Consider the following 20219-nt stretch of genomic DNA (forward strand, 5'->3'; position numbering starts at 1 on the left):
CACTCCCATGAACGACCAGATCTTCGAAGCCGTGGTGACTACCGTGGCGCCCGGCGGGCTGGCGCATGTGGCGCCGATGGGAGTTCGGTACCAGGAAGGCGGCATCGTGCTGATGCCGTTCAAGCCCTCCACCACGCACGACAACATCGTGGCCACCGGCCGTGCGGTACTCAACATCGTGTGCGACACCCGCGTGTTCGCTGGCTGCGTGACCGGCCGCAAGCTCTGGCCCACGCATGCGGCCGACCGCATCGACGGCGTGCGGCTGGCCTGTGCGCTGCGCCACGTCGAACTGGAGCTGGCCGAGCGCCGCGACGACGCGCAGCGGCCGGTGTTGCGCATGATGTCCGTGCACGAGGCCACGCACGCACCCTTCGCCGGCTTCAACCGCGCCCAGGCCGCGGTGATTGAAGGGGCCGTGCTGGTCAGTCGCCTGCATATGCTGGCACCCGAGAAAGTGGAAACCGAAATGAGCTATCTGCAGATCGCGATCGACAAGACTGCCGGACCCGAGGAGCGCGAAGCGTGGGAATGGCTGCGCGCCGCGGTCGCGCAGCACCATGCCCGCGCGCAGGAGCGGACATCATGACGCGCATGCTCGTGAGTGTCCGCAGCGTGCAGGAGGCCCTGCTCGCGGCACGCGGCGGGGCCGACTTCATCGACCTGAAGGAGCCCGGCGAGGGCGCATTGGGCGGCTTGCCGGTGGCGACGATCGCCGCCATTGTGAGTGCATTGCGAGCGCACGACATCGCACGGCCCGTGAGCGCGACCATCGGCGACCTGCCGATGCAAGCGCTGCCTCGCATCCGCGCTCAGGTCGAGGCCGTCGGCGCCTGCGGCGTCGACTACGTCAAGGTCGGCATCGAGCGGGGGCCGGAGGCGTTCGCCGTGCTCGACGCGCTGGCGGCCTGCGACTGGCCGGTGGTGCCGGTCTTCGTTGCCGACCGCGGCCTGGATGCTGCGCTGGTCGCGCATGCCTGTGGGCTCGAGTTTCCGGCGCTCATGGCCGACACCGCCGACAAGCAGGCCGGCAGCCTGTTCGATGCGGTCCCGATGGCGGACCTGCGCCACTTTCTGGCGCTGGTGCGCGCCTCGGGCCGGCTGGTCGGGCTGGCGGGCGCGCTGCGCACGACGCATATTCCCTTGCTGCAGGCGCTGGCGCCCGATTTCGCGGGCTTTCGCAGTGCCGTTTGCGTTGGCGACCGCAAGACGGCGCTGTGCCCGCAGCGGCTGGCGGCGCTGGCCGCGCTGCTGCACGGGCAGGCCGTCGACGAGCCCATGCCCGCTTGATCTTCTCCTGCGCCGGCGCTCAGCGCGCAGCGTAGGTGGCTTCGCCCAGCAGCAGCGCGCGCATGGTCGCCACCTGGCTCTTGTGAAGCAAGGTGATCGGGAAGGCTGCGTCGTCGGACAGCTCGGCAAATTGCGGGTCGACCACACCGGTATCACCCAGCTCGGCCAGTGTCAGCCCCGGGTCGATGGCGCAGGACTTGACCATCACCAGCTGCTCGGCGTTGAGGTGCTTCGCCAGGTCCAGCGCGATGGTGTCGGAGGTGGCGTCCCAACCGGTGCGTGCGTCCGGCTGGTCGCGCCGCAGCTCGAGGGGCAGCCACAGCGCGGTCTTTCCCTGGTGCAGCAGATCGGGGATGTCGGTCCTGCGCGCGGCCAGTTGCAGTGTGGGATTCAGCGCGTGCAACTGGTAGGCGGTCTGCGCCATCGCCAGCACCGCCATGTTGTGGGCGGCCAGGTCATCGAACTGCCAGTGCGCCTGGACGCGTCGCACTTCGTCGGCGAAGCTGCCGCCGCCGCAGACGATCGTCACGCGGCCGCCGCCGATCTGCGTGAGCAGATCCAGCCACTCCAGCAGCACCGGGTCGGCACAGAGGCTGCCGCCGATCTTGACGACCCACATCAGTCGTGCTCCCGTTCGAACAGCGCCGCCACCGCGACACTCGGAGCGCACACTTGCGCCCAGCCCGCGGTGCCCGCCGCCGCCTGGCGGGCCACCTTGGCTACATCGCTGCCATAGGCGGCGAGCCGTCGCGGGGCCGCTTCGGCGGCTGCGGCTGCGAGCTCGGGCACCAGGAAGGCGCCGCAGCCCGCGCTGACGATCACGGCTTCACGGGAGAGCGCATGCGCGGCCAGCACGCGGCGCAACTGCGCGGCCAGTGCTTCGAGCTGAGCGCTGCGCCAAGCCCGTGCCAGATCGAGCCATTCATCGGCGGCAGCATCGCGTTCGTCCAGTCCCACCATGCGTGCGAGACGCTGGCGCGTCGCCGGCAGGCTCTTGGCGGCGTTGTCGGCGCTCGGGTGCAGGTCGTGCGCCGGATCCAGCTCGCCGCTGAGCCGGTAGACGTCGGCGGTCGTGGCGAAGAATTCGTTCATCACATGGCGCGCATGGCCGCGCCATGTGATGCGCTGGGTCAGTGCGCACAGGGGTGTGCGCACCACGCCGTGGTAGGCCAGCTCGCCGCTCACCAGGCGTTCGGCGTCGCTGCGGCTCGTGGTCAGCACGCGCGCGTTGCCGAACGCGATCAGGTCGGTGGTCGTGCTGCCGATGTCGACCAGCACGCCCTCCGGCAGCGTGAGCGCGGCATGCCGCGCCGTCGCGAGCCAGTTGGCCGAGGCAACGCACTCCCATTGCCTGGCAACCTCCGCGGCGGCGCACCAGCCGGCATCGCCGGCAAAGAAATGCAGCGCGCTCGGCGGAACCGGCAGCGCGGCCGCCAGCGTGGCGGCAATGCTTCGAACGCCGTCCTCGCGGTCGGGGAACAGATCGACCATCTCGCCCGTCATGGTCACGGCATGCTGCGCGGCCTCGAGCGCGGGCCAGCGCGTGCGCGCGGCTTGCAATGCGCGCACCAGATGGTCCAGGCCCTGCCAGAGAGGGCACCCCCATTGCGCCACGTCGACGACCTCGCCGCCTTGCAGCAGGCAGGCCTTGACGTGTGCGCCGCCGATGTCCCACCCGATGGTGGTGCGTTCAGACGTGGGCACGCGCAAGTTCCCGATCCTGGGTGTCGCCGTGCAAGCGGCTCGCCACCAGTTCAGCCGCCAGGTTGCGGCCCAGGGCCGCCGAGAGCCCGACATAGGCGCAGGTGACGCGTGGATTGACCTCGATCACCACCGGCCCGCGCTGCGGATGCCAGACCAGGTCGATGCCGGCGAAACCGCGCAGGCCCGGGATGGCGCGCGCCACCTGCATGGCCAAGGTGGCCAGGGGACGCGTGCGCGGATCGTCGCGGCCCAGCGCATCGACCGTCACGCCTTCGAAGGAAAGTCTGCCTTGCGCATCGAGCGCGATGCGCTGGCGGTTGACGCTCAGCATCTCGGCATTCTGCTCTGTGCACAGCAGCGACAGGCTCAGGGCCTCGCCTTCGACCCAGGGCTCGAGCGTGACGGCCGCGCCGGCCTGCGCGCGCCGGGCCTGGTCCTCGAGCGCAGCCGCGCGGCGGGTGTGCACGTGGGTGGCCACGCCGCCCGCGCCGTCGTCGGGCTTGACCACCCAGCGCTCGATCTCGGGCGCATGCTCGAAGGCCAGTGGTGTCGTCACGCCGTGCGCGGCCAGGTGCACGAGCGTGGCGTGTTTGCCGGCGGTGAGTTCGATGGCTTCGGCGCTGCAGCCCAGCCAGCGCGCATCGCCCACGATGCGCTGGAAGCGCGCCAGCAGGCCGTCCGTCTCGGGCGCGACCAGCCAGACCATGTCGTGCAGCGCACTCTGCCGCGCCACGAAGGCGAAGGCCGATTCGCCCGCGAGCGGACGCAGCGGCGCGGCGCGGGCGGGCAGGGTGTTCACGGGGACGCAGGTGGCCGCCGACACGGAACAATCGCGAACGCGCATCAGGTCTGCGACCATGGCATCGCGCATCGACAGCCCCAGCGGCAGCAGCTCGTCGGCCGCCGCGTCATCGCCGTAGTCGGTCCAGCCTCCGCCGCTGAGATACTCGTAAACAAACACGCGTGTCGTCATTTCCATCCTCCTTCCGGGTGCTTACCCATGATCTCCGAATTGAACCTGATCCCCGTCATCGACCTGCTGCAAGGCCAGGTGGTGCGTGCCGTGCGCGGCGACCGGCAAGCGTACCGGCCGATCGTGTCGGCGCTGTGCGCCAGCAGCGATCCGGTGACGGTGGCGCGCATCCTGTGCGATCACTGTGCGGCGCGGCAGTTGTACGTGGCCGACCTCGATGCCTTGCAGGGCCGGGCCACGCAGATTGCGGTGCTGGTCGATCTGCTGCAGGCGCTGCCCGAGATCGAGCTCTGGCTGGACGCGGGCCTGGCGGATGCATCGGCCGGCCAGGCATTGCGCCGCCAGCTGGCACCGTTCGCCTCGCGCATCGTGTTCGTGTATGGCAGCGAATCCCTGCGTTCGCGCGAGGCGCTGGCGCGCTGTTTCGGCAACGGCGCCGGTGAAGACGAAGTCCGGGCCGCGCTGTCGCTGGACCGGCGCGACGGCCAGCGCCTCGACGCCGCCGGCTGCTGGGACGCGGTGGAGTTGTGGCCGCAGCGGCTGATCGTGATGACGCTCGAGCGCGTCGGCTCCGGCGCCGGGCCGGACCTGGAGACCTTGCAGGAGGTGCGCCGCCTGGCGCCGCGCGCCATGCTGATCGGTGCAGGCGGCATCCGCAGCGAGGACGACCTGGCGCGCGCCAGCGCGGCGGGCGCCGATGCCTGGCTCGTGGCCAGCGCGCTGCACGACCTGCAGCTGCCGCGGATGCGGCGCTGAACCGAGGACGCCCGGTGGGAGGAAGGTTCGGGGGCATGCCATCAGCGCCCTGCACACACGAACCGTGCCATCCCGCGAGCGGCTCGCGCGCCCTGCCATCGGCGCTTGCCGGCGCGCATTGACCGCCCGAAAGCGCAACACTCTGTCTCATAACGTGTGTGTCAGCCGGGCTTCGTCCAGGCACGGCTCGCCTGGCGGGTGAATGGCACGTGCTTTGCGTGGTTGCCTGCCCATGACTCCAGTCGACGCAAGCGCGCAGCCCGGCCAAGCCCCGTGGACCTGTCCTTTCTGCCCCTTGTTGTGCGACAGCTTCGGCGTGGAGCTCGGGCCGCCCGGCACGCCGCCCAGGCTGACCGGCAGCGAGTGCCCGCGCGCGCGCAGTGCGCTGGCCGCATTCGGCGGCGCGGCCGCAACCGAGCGGCCGCGGGTCGACGGCCGCGACTGCGATCTCGATACCGCGCTGGCCGCCGCCGCATCCTTGCTCGCGGCCAGCCGCCAGCCCTTGTTCGGCGGCCTCGGCACCGATGTCGCGGGCGCCCGGGCACTCTATGCGCTGGCCTGCGAAACGGGTGCCATCTGCGACCCGGCCCGCGGACCGGCGCTGATGCACGGCCTGCGCGCGCTGCAGGATCGCGGCGGCTTCTCGACCACGCTGGCCGAAGTGAGGACCCGGGCCGACCTCATCGTCTGCATGACCGGGGAGCCCACGCCGCGCTATCCGGAATTCTTCCGCCGCTGCGGCGTGGGCGGGCCGGAGGGCGCGCGCACCGAGATCTTGCCGCTGCACGGCGATCTGTTCGACACCGTGGCGCTGCTCGCGGCGCTCGTGGCCGGCCGTCTCGCTGCGGACGATGCGCGCGTGCCGGCCGACCTCGCAGCACTGTCGGAGCGTCTGCATGCAGCCCGCTATGCGGTGCTGGTGTACGAGCCCGGATGCCTGCCCGCCCACGGCGCGCTGATCGTCGAAGGCATCCAGCGCATCGTCGCCACACTCAACCGCAGCACGCGCGCGGCCTCGCTGTCGCTGGGCGGCGACGACGGCGCCGCGACCGTGAACCAGGTGTTCGCCTGGCTGTCCGGCCTGCCTTTGCGCTCGCGTGCCGGGCCTGCGGGACTCGAGCATGAGCCGCTGTGCTTCGATGCGGAGCGCTTGCTGGCCGATGGCGCGGTGGACACGCTGCTGTGGGTGTCGAGCTTCGGCCCCGAACCCGGGCCGCCGCCGGTGGACCTGCCGCGCATCGTCCTGGGCCATCCGCAGATGCGGCTACAGCAGGAAGCGATGCCTGCCCGCGAGCTGGTGTTCATCCCCGTGTCGACGCCGGGCATCGGGTCCGGCGGCCATCTCTTCCGCACCGACGGCTCGGTCCTGCTGCCGTTGCGGCCGCTGTACGACGACGGGCTGCCCAGCGTGAGCGACGTCGTCCGGCGCCTGACCCAGTCGGTACGGGCACTGAGGCGAGGGCTTGCGCAATGACGACCCTTTGCCTGCGCGGCGGCCGCGTCATCGATCCGGCGAACGGGTGCGACGAGGTGCGCGATCTTCATGTGCGCGAGGGCCGCATCGTCGAGCCGGCGCCGCATGGCGCCGCGACCGAGGACATCGACGCGAGCGGCTGCATCGTGATGGCCGGCGGCATCGACATGCACACCCACATCGGCGGCGGCAAGGTCAATCTCGCGCGCATGCTGATGCCGGAAGACCATCGGGCCAACGCCAACCCTCTTGCGCTGCCCGACAACGCGCTCGAGATGGCCTCCTGCGGCACCTGCACGCCCGGCACGCTGGCCACCGGCTACCGCTACGTCGAGATGGGCTACACGGCCGCCTTCGAGCCAGCCATGATGGCCTGCAATGCGCGCCATACGCACATGGAAATGGGCGACACGCCGATCCTCGACCATGGCGCCTACGTGATGCTCGGCAACGACGAGCTGTTCCTGCGCATGCTGGCCGAGCGCTGGGATTTCGAACGCATCCGCGACTACGCCGGTTGGACCATCAACGCCAGCAAGGCGATGGGCGTGAAGGTGGTGAACCCCGGCGGCATCTCGGCCTTCAAGTTCAACCAGCGCAAGCTCGACGTCGACGAGAACCACGTGCACTGGCAGATCACGCCCAGGCAGGTGGTGCACACGCTGGCGCGCGCGCTGCGCGAGCTGGGGGTGCCGCATCCGCTGCACATCCACGGCAGCAACCTCGGGGTGGCCGGCAATATCCAGTCCACGCTGGACACCATCGCCGCGCTGGAGGGCTTGCCCGGACACCTGACGCACATCCAGTTCCATGCCTATGGCACCGAGGGGCCGAAGAAGTTCTCCTCGGCCGCCCTGCAACTCGCGGAGGTGGTGAACGCGCACAAGAACGTCAGCATCGACGTCGGGCAGATCATGTTCGGGCAGACCGTCACGGCCTCCGGCGACACCATGCGGCAGCACGCGCAGTCGGGCCTGGCCGATCCACGCAAATGGATCGGTGCCGACATCGAATGCGAGGCAGGCTGTGGCGTAGTGCCCTTCCGGTATCGCGAGCAGAGCTACGTGAATGCGCTGCAGTGGGTGATCGGGCTGGAGATCTTCCTGCTGGTCGACGACCCATGGCGCGTGGTGCTGACCACCGACCATCCCAACGGCGGCCCGTTCACCAGCTATCCGCACCTGATCCGCCTGCTGATGGACCGCAGCTTTCGGGAGGAGCAACTGGCCAAGCTGCATCCCGAGGTGGCTGCGCACGCCGCGCTGCGCTCGATCACGCGCGAGTTGTCGCTCTACGAGATTGCGATCATGACGCGCGCCGGTCCCGCCCGCCTGCTGGGCCTGCGCGACCGCGGCCACCTGGGCGCGGGCGCGGCAGCCGACATCGCGGTGTACCGCGAGGACGGCAACCGCGAGGCCATGTTCGCGACGCCCGCGTACGTGTTCAAGGACGGCGTCCTGGTATCGCGCGCCGGCCGCGTGACGGCGGTGCCCGTGGGCGGCACCCACTTCGTCGCGCCGGAGTACGACCGCGGCATCGAGCAACGGCTGCGCCGGCACCTCGCCGCGCAAGGGTCGGTCAACTTCGATCACCTCGCGATCGGCCACGACGAACTGTGCCAGTGCTGCCGCGGTGGGCGCCTGCTGCCGGCGGCCTGTTTCGAGGGGACCTCATGATCGTCAACGGCGTCGCGATCGACGACGGCTTCGCCGAGGCATTCCCGATGAAGGCCACGCGCATCGTCATCACGGCGCACAACCCCGTCTGGGCGCGCCACGCGGCGGTGTCGGCCACCGGCTTCGCGACTTCGGTGATCGCCTGCGGCTGCGAAGCCGGCATCGAGCGCGAACTGGCGCCCGAGGAAACGCCCGATGGCCGGCCGGGCATTGCGGTGCTGATCTTCTCGATGTCGGGCAAGGAGCTGGCGAAGCAGATCGAACGCCGTGTCGGCCAATGTGTGCTGACCTGCCCGACGACGGCGGTGTTCGCCGGCATCGCGGAGGGCGAAGCCGTGGCCCTGGGCAAGAACCTGCGCTTCTTCGGTGACGGCTGGCAGACCAGCAAGGTGATCGCCGGTGTTCGCTACTGGCGCGTGCCGGTGATGGACGGCGAGTTCGTCGCGCAGGAAACCACGGCGGTGGTCAAGGCCGTCGGCGGCGGCAACCTGCTGCTGCTGGCGCGCGATACCGATGCGGCCTTGGCCGTGGCCGAGGCCGCGGTGGCGGCGATGAAGCAGCTGCCCAACGTCATCATGCCCTTCCCCGGCGGCGTGGTGCGCTCGGGCTCCAAGGTTGGCAGCAAGTACCCGGCGCTCAGCGCGTCGACCAACGACGCCTTTTGCCCCACCTTGGTAGGTTTGGTGGCGCATAGCGAACTGGCGCACGGCGGGCCGGCGCAGCAGATCGGTTGCGTGATGGAGATCGTGATCGATGGCCTGACGGAGGCCGACGTGGGCGCGGCCATGCGCGTGGGCATGGAGGCCGCCGTGGCGATCGGACAGCCCGGCGGACTGCTGCGCATTTCCGCCGGCAACTACGGCGGCAAGCTGGGTCCGTTCCACTTCCATCTGCGCAGGCTGCTCGCCGCGGGAGATGACCAATGAGCGGGTGGCATTTCAGGCTGCGGCAGGCGCCTGCGCTGCGCGTCGATCTGCGCGGCATCACGCCGGCCGTGCTTGCAGGGCTCCCGATCGAGCAGGTCGAGCGGCTGCCGGTCGGCCATGGCAACACGACGCTGGCGTTGGCGGAACTCTTCGACATCGCGCCGCGCGAGGAGGGCGTGCTGCATTTCGAAGGCAGTCTCGAACGCTTCGACCGCATCGGCTGGCAGATGGACAGCGGCCGCATTCGCGTCGAGGGCCATGCCGGCGACTATGCGGGCGGCTGCATGCGCGCGGGCGAGCTGCAGATCGAGGGCCGCGCAGGCCTGCTGGCTGCTTGCGAAATGGCGGGCGGCACGCTCACCGTCGAGGGCGATGTCGGCGACTTCGCCGCCAGCACCTTGCCCGGCAGCATGGACGGCATGCGCGGCGGCACCTTTATCGTCCGCGGCAATGCGGGCGAGCGCTTCGGCGACCGCATGCGGCGCGGCACCGCCCTGGTCCATGGCGACGTGGGGGCTTTCCTCGGTTCGCGCATGGTCGCGGGCACCATCGCCGTGGGTGGCCGTGTCGGCGTCCATGCGGGCCATGGCATGCGTCGCGGCAGCGTGGTGTTTGCGGGGCCCGGCGCGGCCGTGCCGATCGGCGTCGAGACGATGCCGACCTTCGTGGCGAATCGCGCCGCGACCCCCGTGTTCTGGGCTTTGCTGGCGCGCGATCTGGCGCGCCATGGCGGAGCTTTCGGCGAACTGCCAGCGCGCCGCATCGAGCGCCATCTGGGCGATCTCGCAGCCGATGGCAAGGGCGAGCTGATCTACGTGAACCCGTGACCCACGGCTCTTCTAACATCTGGAGTTTCTGTGACGCATCCCCATCTCTTCCACGCCGGCGAGGCCACCGTGCTCGCCAAGGACGGCCAGTTCACCGATGCCATGCCGGAGATCCTGATCGGCCTTGTCGACGGGCCGGTGGGCGCCGCCTTCGCCGGCATGATGGCGCAGAGCAAGGGCCACACGGCGATGTTCGCGATTCGCGCCTGCAACCAGCTCGTGCGACCGGCGACCATCATGGTGCCCAAGGTCACGCTCAAGGATTCGGCCAACATCGAGCTCTTCGGCGGGGTGGTGCAAAGCGCGACCGCCGACGCGGTGGTCGATTGCCTGATCGAGGGCATCATTCCCAAGGACCTGGCCAACGAGCTGTGCATCATCAGCCTGGTGTGGATCGATCCGCGATGCGCCAGGGACGACAATCTCGACAAGAAAGACATGTATCGCACCAACTACGAGGCCACCAAGCTCGCGATCCGGCGCGCGTTGAACAACGAGCCCACCGTGGACGAACTGATCGCCAACCGCCACCGGATCAAGCACGACATGGACGACTGGAGCTGAATGCCTAGGGACTGTCTCAGCTTCGCGCTGCTCGACGACTGCGCCTCGACGCGCGAGCGGCCGACCAGCCGGCTGTACACCGGCTATGTCCGCCAGCACCGGTGCACCGACCCGGCGAGTCTCGACACCGTGTGGGACCAGGTCGATGCCGATCTGCGGCAGGGCCTGCACGCGGTCCTTCTGGCCGATTACGAGTGGGGTGCCAAGCTGCTGCATGCCGGGCAGGCGCGGCTCGCATCGGAAGATGCTTCGGCGCTGCGGGTGCTGATGTTTCGCCAATGCGCGAGGCTCTCGGCCGACGATGTCGCCACCTGGCTCGCGGAGCGCGAACAGAGCGAATCGTCCGAAGCCGGCGAGCCGCAGGCAGCCGGCGTGATGGAGCTCGTGTCCAGCTTAGACGAGGCCGCCTTCACCGATGCCATCGCGCGCATTCACGCCGCCATCCGGGCGGGCGAGACCTACCAGGTCAACTTCACCTACCGCCTGCAAGGCCGAAGCTACGGTTCGCCCGTGAGCCTGTACCGGCGGCTGCGCGCGCGCCAGCCCGTGGCCTACGGCGCGCTGATCGCCTTGCCGCAGAGCGAGAAGGAGGAGGAGGGCGATGTCACGCACGTGCTCTCGTGCTCGCCCGAACTCTTCCTGCGCCACGATGCCGGCGTGCTGACAGCGCGTCCGATGAAAGGCACGGCGGCGCGCGGCGGCGCGCCCGAGGGCGACAGCGAGATGGCGCGCCTGCTGTCGGTGGACCCCAAGAACCGCGCCGAGAACGTGATGATCGTCGACCTGCTGCGCAACGACATCGGCCGCGTGGCGCGCATCGGTTCGGTGAAGGTGCCGGCGCTGTTCGCCGTCGAACCCTACGCCACGGTGTTCCAGATGACCTCGACCGTGCAGGCGAGGCTGCGCGCCGAGGTCGGCATGCCCGAGCTGCTGCGCGCGGTGTTTCCCTGCGGTTCCATCACCGGCGCACCCAAGCACCGCACGATGGAATGGATCGCCGCACTGGAGAGCACGCCGCGCGGGCTCTACTGCGGCGCCATCGGCTGGGTCGATGCGCCGGCGCACGGCGCGCGCATCGGCGACTTCTGCCTGTCGGTGGCGATCCGCACCCTGACGCTCGGCGCCGAGGCCGGGCAGTCGCGGCCGCTGCGGCTGGGCATCGGCGCCGGCATCGTGCAGGACAGCCGCGCTGCCGACGAGTTCGAAGAGTGCCGGCTCAAGGCCCGCTTTCTCACCGGCCTCGACCCCGGCTTCGAGCTGTTCGAGACCATGCATGCCACCCCAGAAGGCATCCGGCACCTGGAGCGACACTTGGCGCGGCTGGCGCGCAGCGCCCGCTCCTTGGGCTTCGCCTTCGACCGCGACGCATCGCTCGTGGCCTTGCGCGACGCGCTGCCGGCACTCGCGCCGCGGCAGCCCTCGCGCCTGCGCCTGGCGCTGGCGCATGACGGGCGGCTTCGTCTCACGCACGCACCGCTGGCGCCCCTGGCCGGCGGCGCGGTGAAGCTGCTGATCGCCGACGAGCGATTGCCCGATGCGAACCCGTTGGCTGCGCACAAGACCACATTGCGCCGGCACTACGACGCCGGCGTGCGTGCCGCAGAAAGCGCCGGCGCCTTCGACAGCCTGTTCTTCACGGCCGACGGCCGGCTCGCCGAAGGCGGACGCAGCACACTGTTCGCGCGCATCGATGGGCGATGGTGGACGCCGCCGCTTGACGACGGCGCGCTGCCCGGCGTGATGCGCGAGGTGCTGCTGGAAGATCCCGCGTGGCGCGCCGCCGAACGCACGCTGCGCCGGGAAGACCTGCAGGCGGCGCAGGCGCTCGTGGTGTGCAACGCGCTGCGGGGCGCATTGCCGGCGCAGCTCCAGCTCCAGGCGCATGAGGTTTCGGCGGCGTGATGCGCGTTTCGATCCCGGCCCGGAAATGAAGCTGGCGCTGTTCGATCTCGACCACACCTTGATTCCGTTCGACAGCGGCATGGCCTGGACGCGCTTCCTGATCGCGCGCGGCGTCCTGCCGGCGGATGCGGAGTCGGTCTACCTGGGCTATTGCCAGCAGTACGTGGCCGGCACGCTGGACATCCGCGAACTGCATCGCATCAGCGTCGCGCCGCTGGCGCGCTTCGGCCTCGCCGTGCTGCGGCAATGGGCGAGCGAGTTCGAGGCCGAGATGGCGCCGCAGGTGCCCGAGGCGATGCGCGCGCTGGTGCGCAGGCACCAGGACGCGGGCCACCTCTGCGCCATCGTGACCGCCACCACCTGGCTCATCGCCGAGCCCTTTGGCCGGCTGTTCGGCGTTGCCGACGTGCTGGCGACGCAGTCGCTGGTCGTCAACGATGCGCTCGACGGGGCGATCAACGGCGACCCCTGCTTCGGCGCCCACAAGCTGATGCATGTGAGCCGGTGGCTGGCCGCGCGAGGCATGAGCCTCGAGGCCCTCGAGCAGTCGTGGTTCTATTCCGACTCGATCAGCGACCTGCCCCTCCTGGACGCGGTCTCGGATCCGGTGGCGGTGTGCCCGGACGAGCGCCTGCGCGCCCTGGCCCTGCATGCCGGCTGGGAAATTCTCGAACGCGCCTGAAGGGCCGATGTCGGGAGTCCTCCGGCAGCGCGACCGGCTACAGTCGGCCAGGAGCCGGCCTTCGCCGTGAACTCTCAACGTCAGTCCCTCCAGCACATGGTCGCGGCCCCCTTGATTGCACATCAGCCTGGGCGGGAACTGGAATGAACCAGGCGGAGCTTGGCGGCCTTGAGCGGCGCGATCGCGTCTCGAACCTTCCGCCAAAGCTCGGCGCGGGAGCTCGGATGGCGTGCTGCGGTAGTACAGCGTCTGGCTTCACGTCGCGAAGACGAGCCGTCAGGCGTGCGCTCGGCCCAGATAGAAGCGCCCGCAGTCGATCAGCGTCTTGTCAGTCCATGAGGCTGTGCGGACGAGGATGACCATGCGCCGCTATGGAAAGAGGAGCCAATGGCCGCTGGCTGTCGTCGCATCCCGTTTGTTGGCCGTCGACGAGCTTCTTCGCCTTGCAGTCGAGCTTGTCAAAAATGATCTCCCGTTCGGCCTGGCTCGTGGTCAACGCGACCCGGCCCGCGAACTCGCCGCCCCGATGGACATCGGCATGCGCGGAAATCTGCTCGCCATCACCAGTCACCTCGATGGTGATGACCGCGCCTCGATAGTCGAATTTCCTCTGAATCTCATTGTTCATATTGATCTCCCTGGGAAGCTGCACGAGCTGCAACTCGGAGTTGGGGCAACGCTGTACCAAGAGTCAGCTGCCGGCGGCAGCCGGACCACCTCTAGGATGTGGTCACGGGCATGCAACGGCGCGAACGACGGTCATGCCAATCGTCGTTCGACTCAGTGGGTATCGTTACCAAAGAGACGATTTCCCCGGTGTGCAACGAAGGCCAATTTTTCCCGGTTATGAGGTGTGTCCGGCCGCCACAGCTCATGGACAACGGCCACAGTCTCTTGCTGGACTACGTCGTTCGAGCGCCGCAGCCTGATTTCGATGAGGGCACGTGCTTTACGGGACACCTGGCTTTCTCCTTTCCGTCGGTTGGGGCTGTCCCCCACGTAAGAGCGTGCTGTCTTACGTCGCATCAGGCGCAATGTACGGCAATATTCGGCGGATGTGAACTTTTCACATACTCTTCACATAGGTGCCAAGATGTACTTGACCGGGAATACGCATGGACTCGTCACTGAACAACACCATGGTTGACGTGAGCTCGGGCCCAAGTTCGCTGAACGAACTTCGGGATCTGATCCTCAAGCTATACGGCAGCGAAGCGGCAGCGCTCGAACCACACGCGCCCCTGCGCGACAAGGGATTCGATTCGCTGACGCTGATCGAATTCGTGTTCGCGATCGAAGACCGCTTCTCCATCTCTATTGCGGATGACGAGACGAACAGCGTGGACACGCTGGCCGGGCTCGCGGCGGTAGTCGACGACAAGATCCGGATGACGCAAGCCAAGTGACAGCCGAGGTCGCCGTCAATAGCGGCATATCCGTCATCGCTCGAACGCTGCCTCTTGGCGAGGCCAGGGCTCGTTGATGGCAGCAAGCCCGTCGTCGGTGAGATAGAGGTCGAACTCTCCACGGCGGGGCCATCCCGCGCTGCTCGCGGAGGGCAAGTTGAGCCGCGCATGGCGCGCCCAAGGTTCGTGCCTACCTGAAGGCGAAATAGGCACCATGAGCTCAAAGGCTGCAGTCGCGACTAACGGGAGGCCTGGCGCCGAGTTCCGCGCTGCCATGACTTGCTCAGTTGCCTGGTTTGCCGCCCACTTGGTGGCTGCGGCGCGCATTCAATCGACAAGCTTCGACGCGTGCTCCAGTGCGCCACATTTCGTCAGGACGCGGTCCATTGGGAGATCGTGACTTGACGCCCTGACGGCTGAATGATTGCAGTCCAACACGGTCCATGACCGGCCCGAGCTGTAGCCTGTGGAGCTAGGTTCGCTACAAGAAGCCCTGCCCGGACTTTCGTCTCTGGGCAGAGCCTCCGCGCGTTCGGGGTGTCCGTTTCCGGCTTTCCCGAACTCGAAACGCTAGCTTGACCTTCCTCCAGTGCAACCGCATCGGAAGGGTTCGGTGCACCCCGCAGGACGCCGCCTACTTGGTCGGTCCGGCGCACCATTCATCCTGCGGAACCTGTGGAGCTGGGCGCGACGGTCGCTTCTGCTGGCCCTTATCTGCCAGGCCCACCACCGCCGCCGGGACCGCCACCGCCGCCGCCGGGACCACCACCACCGCCGCCGGGACCGCCACCGCCGCCGCCGGGACCACCACCGCCGCTGCCGGGACCACCACCGCCGCTGCCGGGACCACCACCGCCACCGCCTGCGCCACCGCCTGCGCCGCCACCGCCTGCGCCACCACCGCCTGCGCCACCACCGCCTGCGCCGCCACCGCCTGCGCCGCCACCGCCTGCGCCACCACCGCCTGCGCCACCACCGCCTGCGCCGCCACCACCTGCGCCGCCACCGCCTGCGCCGCCACCGCCTGCGCCGCCACCGCCTGCGCCGCCACCACCTGCGCCGCCACCGCCTGCGCCGCCACCGCCTGCGCCACCACCGCCTGCGCCACCACCACCTGCACCGCCGCCACCTGCGCCGCCGCCACCTGCGCCGCCGCCACCTGCGCCAGCAGCGCCTGCGCCAACACCAGCACCTCCGCCGCCGGCGCCGCTACCACCCGGGTCTGCGCTGGCTATTCCAACGGTCCCGCCTCCGCCCGAACCTTTGGGGATCACAGCTGAGTTGGCCGCGCCAGAAAAACCGGTCGCCCCCGGAGGTGACCCTGAGCCCCCGACCAGGGGCGATCGCACCAACTGACTTGCGTTCCTGGTGTTGAAGCAAGGCGCCTCCCCAAAGGGGTTGTACCGGTCGCATGCAGCCGAGCTTCTTGGTGCCGCAGGAGGAGCGGCGGCTTGGAACCGTGTATCTGGACGCGCCAATGGCCGCGCGTCGCCGACGCTGAGATGCGTTTCAGCAGCAGGCGGCCTCACCAGCGCCACGGCAGGCGCCGGTGCCGGTGCCGAAGTGGCCGGCGTGGCAGCCTTGGCTTCGAACGCGTCTGTCCTGGCAGTTCTGGGCTCTGGGGGTTGTTGCACTCTTGGCACCGGCCCCGGTGTCGGCGTCGGTGCGACACGCGCCGATCTAGGCGAAATGCGGACCGTCATCACGGTTGTTGGAGCCTGCTGCGGAGCGAGGTCGTCTTGGGCGACCGAGTCAGTCGGTGCATCCTGGGCAGGCACGCTTGATGGAGTGTGCGGCGATTCGGGCTGCTTTGCGCCTTCCGTTGCCGGCGCGGCCGATTGAGTGACCACCACTGTTTGGTCCGCAGGCGCCGCCGGCGGCGCAGCAGTGGCCATCGTCTGATCCACAGAGGCTGCAGGCGGCTGGGGAACAGCTTTCGCCGCGCGGTTCACAGAGCCGGCAGAAGGCGGGGGAGAAGTTGCCGTCGACGGGCCCACCGGCACGAGGGGCGATTGCGACGGAGGCGCTTCCGTTCGTTCCGTGGGCAGGTTGGCCGACTGCAGCAGAGACGAGATCGCGCTCGAAAGCGTCGGGCCGCTCATCGCAGAACGGCCCAAGTACCAGAAGACGAAGGCTCCATACAACAGCGCCAGGACGATCAACAGCCAGACGATGGAGACGTCGACGCCGTGCGGCACGGGGATAAAGCCGATGCGTCTCGGCGCGCGCTGACTTTTCTGCTTCAGAACAGCAGCGTTCAATGGCAACAAAGAGGGCGAAGCCGTTTGCAGCCAGCGCGGCTCGCTGACGGTAGTGTCGAAGGTCGTCGTGCCCGAGCGAATGCCCGAAAACTTGCCGGCACAGCCGCAGCAGTACCTGGCGCGGTCCCTGTTGGGCGTGTGGCACGACTCACAGAACTTCGTCATACCGGCATTCCCCCGGACAGGACAGCAGCGCTTGGGGCGCTACAGAATAGGGATGAACTTCGTGATGATCACGAGCGAATTGATCACGACCCAGAACGCCACGAAGTCCATGGCCCATGCCCGCTTCGAGAGGCCACGCGGCGGCTTCGGCGGCGGTACCTGTTCGCCCGAATTCTTGCTGGCTGCATAGAACGCAGGCAGCTTGTGAGAGCAGCATTTGCAGAAGCGCGCGGAGCCCGTGTTGATGGTGCTGCAGGCCTCACAGATTTCCGCCGAGGTGCCTGCTTGCAATCTTGCGAGATCGATGAGGTTGCCGAAGGCAACGCTCGAAGAGGGACTCTTAGTCTCGGCAACAAAAACGGCAGCGGCTGTCATTGATGCGCTCCTGGACGAAGGACGGTTGCGGGTTCGGTGTGCGCCCGCGCGCCGCGGTAGCGTTGCGCTTTGGCTTGAGCCAGGCTTCGCCCCAATCGGTGTTCGGCGACGGCGATCCTTGCAAACATCAGTAGGTCGGTGTCGTCGGGACCGGCGCCCGAACCTTCGATCTGCTTTCGGAACGCTCGAACGATGCGGCCCTGAACTGCCTTGCGGACCCGCACCGCCGCAGCCCTTGCCCTGCGGGCACTTCGCTCGCAAGGTTCGATGGACCTTCGTGCCCGCGCGCCGCGGTGCCGCAGTGCAGCAAGACGGCGCCTCTTCCTCGCTAGCGGGCCCTTTCTGCGTGTGACAGACTTTGACATCTCGCTCTCCTGCGACGGCGCGGCAAATGTGAAGGCTTCACATTTGTACTACTCTTGTCTTATAGTGGCGAGGACTTTTGTAAGACTTCGGCGGATGTCGCTGGTCCAGTTGGTAACTGGGTGTTAACGCCGATCTCACCCCGTCCAAGGATCCACGTGTCGCACCAAACCTTGCGCGCGCTGTTCGAGATCAGGCTGCGCTGGACTGACAAGGTGCTGCGGGAAGCTCCTACCCAGGTCAACGGCGGCTTGTGGGTTCCTGACACGCCTCGCAATAGAGAGAGGCTGCAACAGGCTGCAGCGCTGGGAGACAGACTTCATGGCCACGAAACCCACTGGATCGAAAGACGCCAAGCGTGATCAAGCCCGGCGTCGATCGATCTGCGACAGATGACGCAGACGACAGAAGGCCAACTCTCCTGGGTCCTCTCGGCTTGCGCACGCGTCATGCGGCCGTTGGTCAGGCTCGCGCTGGCCTTCGGCGTCAAGCATGCCCACCTGGAGGAACTGCTGCGCGACGTGCTGGTTGACGAAGCGCGCAGCGCTTGGCTCAAATCCAAGGGCGCCGAGCCGAACATCAGTCAGCTGTCGGTGACGACAGGCTTGAACCGCAAGGCGGTGACTGCCATGGTGCGTGAAGCGGAAGATCCGTTGCCGCACACCGGGATGTCGGCTGCGGCCAAGACCCTGACCTTGTGGCTGCACATGATCGACGAGGACCCTGCGCACCGGTCCCTGCCCATCGTGGCCGAAGCCCCGGCGTCATCGTTCGAAACCGTCGCCCGGCGCGCCAGCCGTGGCAACGTGCACCACCGCACCATCCTCGACGAGCTGGTGCGTTTGAACATGGCGATCGAGCACGAGGGCCGCGCCGAGCTCAACGCCACCGCCTTCGTTCCGGCGAAGGACTTGAAGACGATGCTCGCCTTCCTGGGCGACAACACGCGCGACCACCTGCTCGCGAGCGTGGCCAACACGCTCGGCGCAGAGCCGCCCTTGCTCGAACGATCGGTATTCGCAACCGGGATTGCGCTGGAGGACTGCGAACGCATCCACGAGCTCGTGCGCGAGCGGTGGAACGAACTTCACGGCGAGTTGACCCGGGAGATGACGCGCGCCTTCGACGAGGCCGAAAAGACAGCTTCGGGTCGCATCAGGATCGGCATCTACACCTACTACGAAAACGGCACACCCGAGTACGCTAAAAAGTCGGCCCCCGCTCCCTCCAAACGATCGCGAAGAAAGGCATGACGAGCACCTTGCTGCGCAACGGCTTTTTGGCACTGCTGATCGGCTTGCTGCTTTCTTGCGGCGGCGGTGGAGGCGGTGGCGGCGGCGCAGCTTTCGGGAGTGCCGGCAGCGCGGGATTCAGTGGCGGACTGATTCCCAGTGGCGAGGGCAGCCCCGCCGGCGGAGCAGGCGACGGCCAGGGCGGCGGCAGCTCGGGCAGCTCCGGCGCCGGCGGCGGCTCGAACGGCACCTCGACGGCCTCCAGCGGCGACAGTGGCTCGGGCGTGGGCTCCGGCGGCACCGGCGTGAGCACCGCCGATGCGGCCGGCATCGGCGGGGTCGATGGCGCCGGCAGCATCATCGTCAGCGGACTGCGCTACGACACGGACACCGCCGTCATCAACCTCGAGGATGCCGCATCCCTGCAGCTGGGCATGAGCGTGAAGGTCAGCGGGCCGGTCAACGCCGACTTCACGAGCGGCACGGCCCGCCGGGTCGATTCGGCTGCCGATATTCGCGGCCCGCTTTCATCGGTCGATCTGACGCAGGGCAGCTTCGTCATCATGGGCACCACGGTGACCACCGACAACGCCACCGTCTGGGCCGATGCGGGCGGGCTTGCTGCCATCGCACCCAACACGACGCTGCAGGTCTGGGGCCTGCCGGCGGCACCCGGCGTGCTGCGTGCGACGCGCGTGGAGCAACACGGCCCCTCGGCACCGATCCTCACCGGCACGGTCCAGAACCTCGATCAGGCACGACGCACCTTCACGCTCGGCAGCTTCGTTGTCGACTACAGCGTCGCGGCCCTGAGTGGCAGCCCCGACGGGCGCCCGCCTGCCAACGGCACCCTCGTGCGCGTGCGTGCGAGCACCGCCCTGCCGGGCCGCCTGCCTGCCACCCTCGTGCAGTGGTGGTACCCGGTGCCGACGGCGAACGCCACGCCGGTCCAGCTCGCAGGCGTCGTCACCGACTACGCGGGACTGGGTTCGCTTCGGGTGCTGGGCACGCCGGTGGACGCCTCTTCCGCGCAGATCACCGGCGGGCTCGCGGACTCGGTCGGCAATGGTGTGAAGGTGGACGTTGCCGGCACGATGTCCAACGGCATCCTCAAGGCCACCAAGCTCAAGATCAGGCATATCCCTGGCACCGGCGGGCCGGCATCGTTCATCCTGATCGGGGCCATCGGCAACTTCAGCTCCGCCTCGAGCTTCCGGGTACGAGGACAACCCGTGAATGCCGGCGGCCCGGGCGTCGTGTTCGTCAACGGCACCGCGTCGAACCTGGGCAACGGGGTGCGCGTGAGCGTCGAGGGCGCGCAGGTCGTCGATGGCGTGCTGATCGCCACGCGCGTCAGCTTCAATCCATAGGCACATGACCGATCGCGTGAACTGATGGGTGGACGCCTACCTGGCCGAGTGATCCCGCATGTCCGAAGGGCCTGTCGAGCTTGGTCAAGCGGCCACTTGAACTTCGGCTTTGGCCTAAGCCGTCCTACCCTAGCCGCATCCGCGACGCTCACCTTCGAGCCTCAAGGCTGGTATTCCGCCTATCGATGAAAACGGTCATGGCGTGACATTGTCGTCGGGCAATCAGAAATGAACATGCTGGTTCGGGCAGAGCACGAGCGCCTTCCGAGGTTT

General features: G+C 68.4%; 20 protein-coding genes. 14 read left to right on the plus strand and 6 right to left on the minus strand.

The features are described 5' to 3' along the window. Positions 1-7: 7 nt before the first annotated feature. Together ACSQ9A_RS13815 and ACSQ9A_RS13820 are read left to right on the plus strand one after the other, a co-directional pair. Positions 8-589: a DUF447 domain-containing protein gene (locus tag ACSQ9A_RS13815; protein WP_436304031.1), complete on the plus strand. Its 582-nt coding sequence runs from the start codon at positions 8-10 to the stop codon at positions 587-589. Beyond that, on the plus strand, positions 586-1290 hold the full coding sequence (locus tag ACSQ9A_RS13820; protein ID WP_436304032.1) for a (5-formylfuran-3-yl)methyl phosphate synthase: 705 nt from the start codon (positions 586-588) through the stop codon (positions 1288-1290). The genes ACSQ9A_RS13815 and ACSQ9A_RS13820 overlap by 4 nt, the downstream gene beginning before the upstream one ends. 19 nt (positions 1291-1309) lie before the next feature. Here the strand turns inward: ACSQ9A_RS13820 and ACSQ9A_RS13825 are convergent, their stop codons facing one another. The 3 genes from ACSQ9A_RS13825 to ACSQ9A_RS13835 are packed head-to-tail and all read right to left on the minus strand — an operon-like array spanning position 1310 to position 3967. Then, complete coding sequence (locus ACSQ9A_RS13825) at positions 1310-1909, minus strand: amino acid kinase family protein (RefSeq protein ID WP_093111702.1); 600 nt, start codon at positions 1907-1909, stop codon at positions 1310-1312. Further along, positions 1909-2994 (minus strand): hydantoinase/oxoprolinase family protein, encoded by a 1086-nt coding sequence (locus tag ACSQ9A_RS13830; protein WP_436304033.1) that lies wholly within the window; start codon positions 2992-2994, stop codon positions 1909-1911. Before ACSQ9A_RS13830 ends, ACSQ9A_RS13825 begins: the two co-directional genes overlap by 1 nt. Further along, positions 2981-3967, minus strand: a complete 987-nt coding sequence (locus ACSQ9A_RS13835) for an ATP-grasp domain-containing protein (RefSeq protein ID WP_436304034.1) — start codon at positions 3965-3967, stop codon at positions 2981-2983. The genes ACSQ9A_RS13830 and ACSQ9A_RS13835 overlap by 14 nt, the downstream gene beginning before the upstream one ends. Before the next feature lie 27 nt (positions 3968-3994). On the opposite strand from ACSQ9A_RS13835, the gene ACSQ9A_RS13840 reads away from it, so the two are divergent. The 8 genes from ACSQ9A_RS13840 (at position 3995) to ACSQ9A_RS13875 (ending at position 12774) form a co-directional block, all read left to right on the plus strand. Beyond that, a complete protein-coding gene (locus tag ACSQ9A_RS13840; protein ID WP_093111707.1) occupies positions 3995-4723 on the plus strand; it encodes a HisA/HisF-related TIM barrel protein in 729 nt (242 codons plus the stop codon). A gap of 232 nt (positions 4724-4955) precedes the next feature. After that, the gene (locus tag ACSQ9A_RS13845) at positions 4956-6197 is read left to right on the plus strand and encodes a formylmethanofuran dehydrogenase (protein WP_436304035.1); all 1242 of its coding nucleotides are present in this window, start codon (positions 4956-4958) and stop codon (positions 6195-6197) included. Continuing rightward, entirely contained in the window at positions 6194-7873 is a 1680-nt protein-coding gene (locus ACSQ9A_RS13850; RefSeq protein WP_436304036.1) for a formylmethanofuran dehydrogenase subunit A, read from the plus strand. Before ACSQ9A_RS13845 ends, ACSQ9A_RS13850 begins: the two co-directional genes overlap by 4 nt. Continuing rightward, positions 7870-8799: a formylmethanofuran--tetrahydromethanopterin N-formyltransferase gene (fhcD, locus tag ACSQ9A_RS13855; RefSeq protein ID WP_436304037.1), complete on the plus strand. Its 930-nt coding sequence runs from the start codon at positions 7870-7872 to the stop codon at positions 8797-8799. Before ACSQ9A_RS13850 ends, fhcD begins: the two co-directional genes overlap by 4 nt. Further along, positions 8796-9626 (plus strand): formylmethanofuran dehydrogenase subunit C, encoded by an 831-nt coding sequence (locus ACSQ9A_RS13860; RefSeq protein WP_436304038.1) that lies wholly within the window; start codon positions 8796-8798, stop codon positions 9624-9626. The genes fhcD and ACSQ9A_RS13860 overlap by 4 nt, the downstream gene beginning before the upstream one ends. Positions 9627-9656: 30 nt before the next feature. Continuing rightward, positions 9657-10190, plus strand: coding sequence for a formaldehyde-activating enzyme (gene fae / locus ACSQ9A_RS13865; protein ID WP_093111717.1), 534 nt, complete (start codon positions 9657-9659; stop codon positions 10188-10190). Next, positions 10191-12092 (plus strand): aminodeoxychorismate synthase component I, encoded by a 1902-nt coding sequence (pabB, locus tag ACSQ9A_RS13870; RefSeq protein WP_436304039.1) that lies wholly within the window; start codon positions 10191-10193, stop codon positions 12090-12092. Positions 12093-12117: 25 nt separating this feature from the next. Continuing rightward, positions 12118-12774, plus strand: coding sequence for an HAD family hydrolase (locus ACSQ9A_RS13875; RefSeq protein ID WP_436304040.1), 657 nt, complete (start codon positions 12118-12120; stop codon positions 12772-12774). A gap of 328 nt (positions 12775-13102) precedes the next feature. On the opposite strand, the gene ACSQ9A_RS13880 is transcribed toward ACSQ9A_RS13875, so the two are convergent. Next, on the minus strand, positions 13103-13402 hold the full coding sequence (locus tag ACSQ9A_RS13880) for a hypothetical protein (protein WP_436304041.1): 300 nt from the start codon (positions 13400-13402) through the stop codon (positions 13103-13105). Positions 13403-13889: 487 nt separating this feature from the next. Between ACSQ9A_RS13880 and ACSQ9A_RS13885 the strand changes: the two genes are divergently transcribed. Beyond that, positions 13890-14180, plus strand: coding sequence for an acyl carrier protein (locus tag ACSQ9A_RS13885; protein WP_436290380.1), 291 nt, complete (start codon positions 13890-13892; stop codon positions 14178-14180). Between the two features lie 634 nt (positions 14181-14814). Here ACSQ9A_RS13885 and ACSQ9A_RS13890 read toward each other — a convergent pair. After that, positions 14815-15396, minus strand: a complete 582-nt coding sequence (locus tag ACSQ9A_RS13890; protein ID WP_436304042.1) for a hypothetical protein — start codon at positions 15394-15396, stop codon at positions 14815-14817. 1249 nt (positions 15397-16645) lie between these two features. After that, positions 16646-16981 (minus strand): hypothetical protein, encoded by a 336-nt coding sequence (locus ACSQ9A_RS13895; protein WP_436304043.1) that lies wholly within the window; start codon positions 16979-16981, stop codon positions 16646-16648. 521 nt (positions 16982-17502) lie between these two features. On the opposite strand from ACSQ9A_RS13895, the gene ACSQ9A_RS13900 reads away from it, so the two are divergent. The 3 genes from ACSQ9A_RS13900 to ACSQ9A_RS13910 are packed head-to-tail and all read left to right on the plus strand — an operon-like array spanning position 17503 to position 19946. Beyond that, positions 17503-17706, plus strand: coding sequence for a hypothetical protein (locus ACSQ9A_RS13900; protein ID WP_436304044.1), 204 nt, complete (start codon positions 17503-17505; stop codon positions 17704-17706). A 30-nt stretch (positions 17707-17736) separates the two neighbouring features. Continuing rightward, a complete protein-coding gene (locus tag ACSQ9A_RS13905) occupies positions 17737-18597 on the plus strand; it encodes a DUF6502 family protein (RefSeq protein ID WP_436304045.1) in 861 nt (286 codons plus the stop codon). Next, complete coding sequence (locus tag ACSQ9A_RS13910; RefSeq protein ID WP_436304046.1) at positions 18594-19946, plus strand: DUF5666 domain-containing protein; 1353 nt, start codon at positions 18594-18596, stop codon at positions 19944-19946. Before ACSQ9A_RS13905 ends, ACSQ9A_RS13910 begins: the two co-directional genes overlap by 4 nt. Positions 19947-20219: the final 273 nt, after the last annotated feature.

It is taken from the genome of Variovorax sp. LjRoot290 (genome assembly GCF_964253985.1).
Taxonomy (GTDB): domain Bacteria; phylum Pseudomonadota; class Gammaproteobacteria; order Burkholderiales; family Burkholderiaceae_C; genus Variovorax.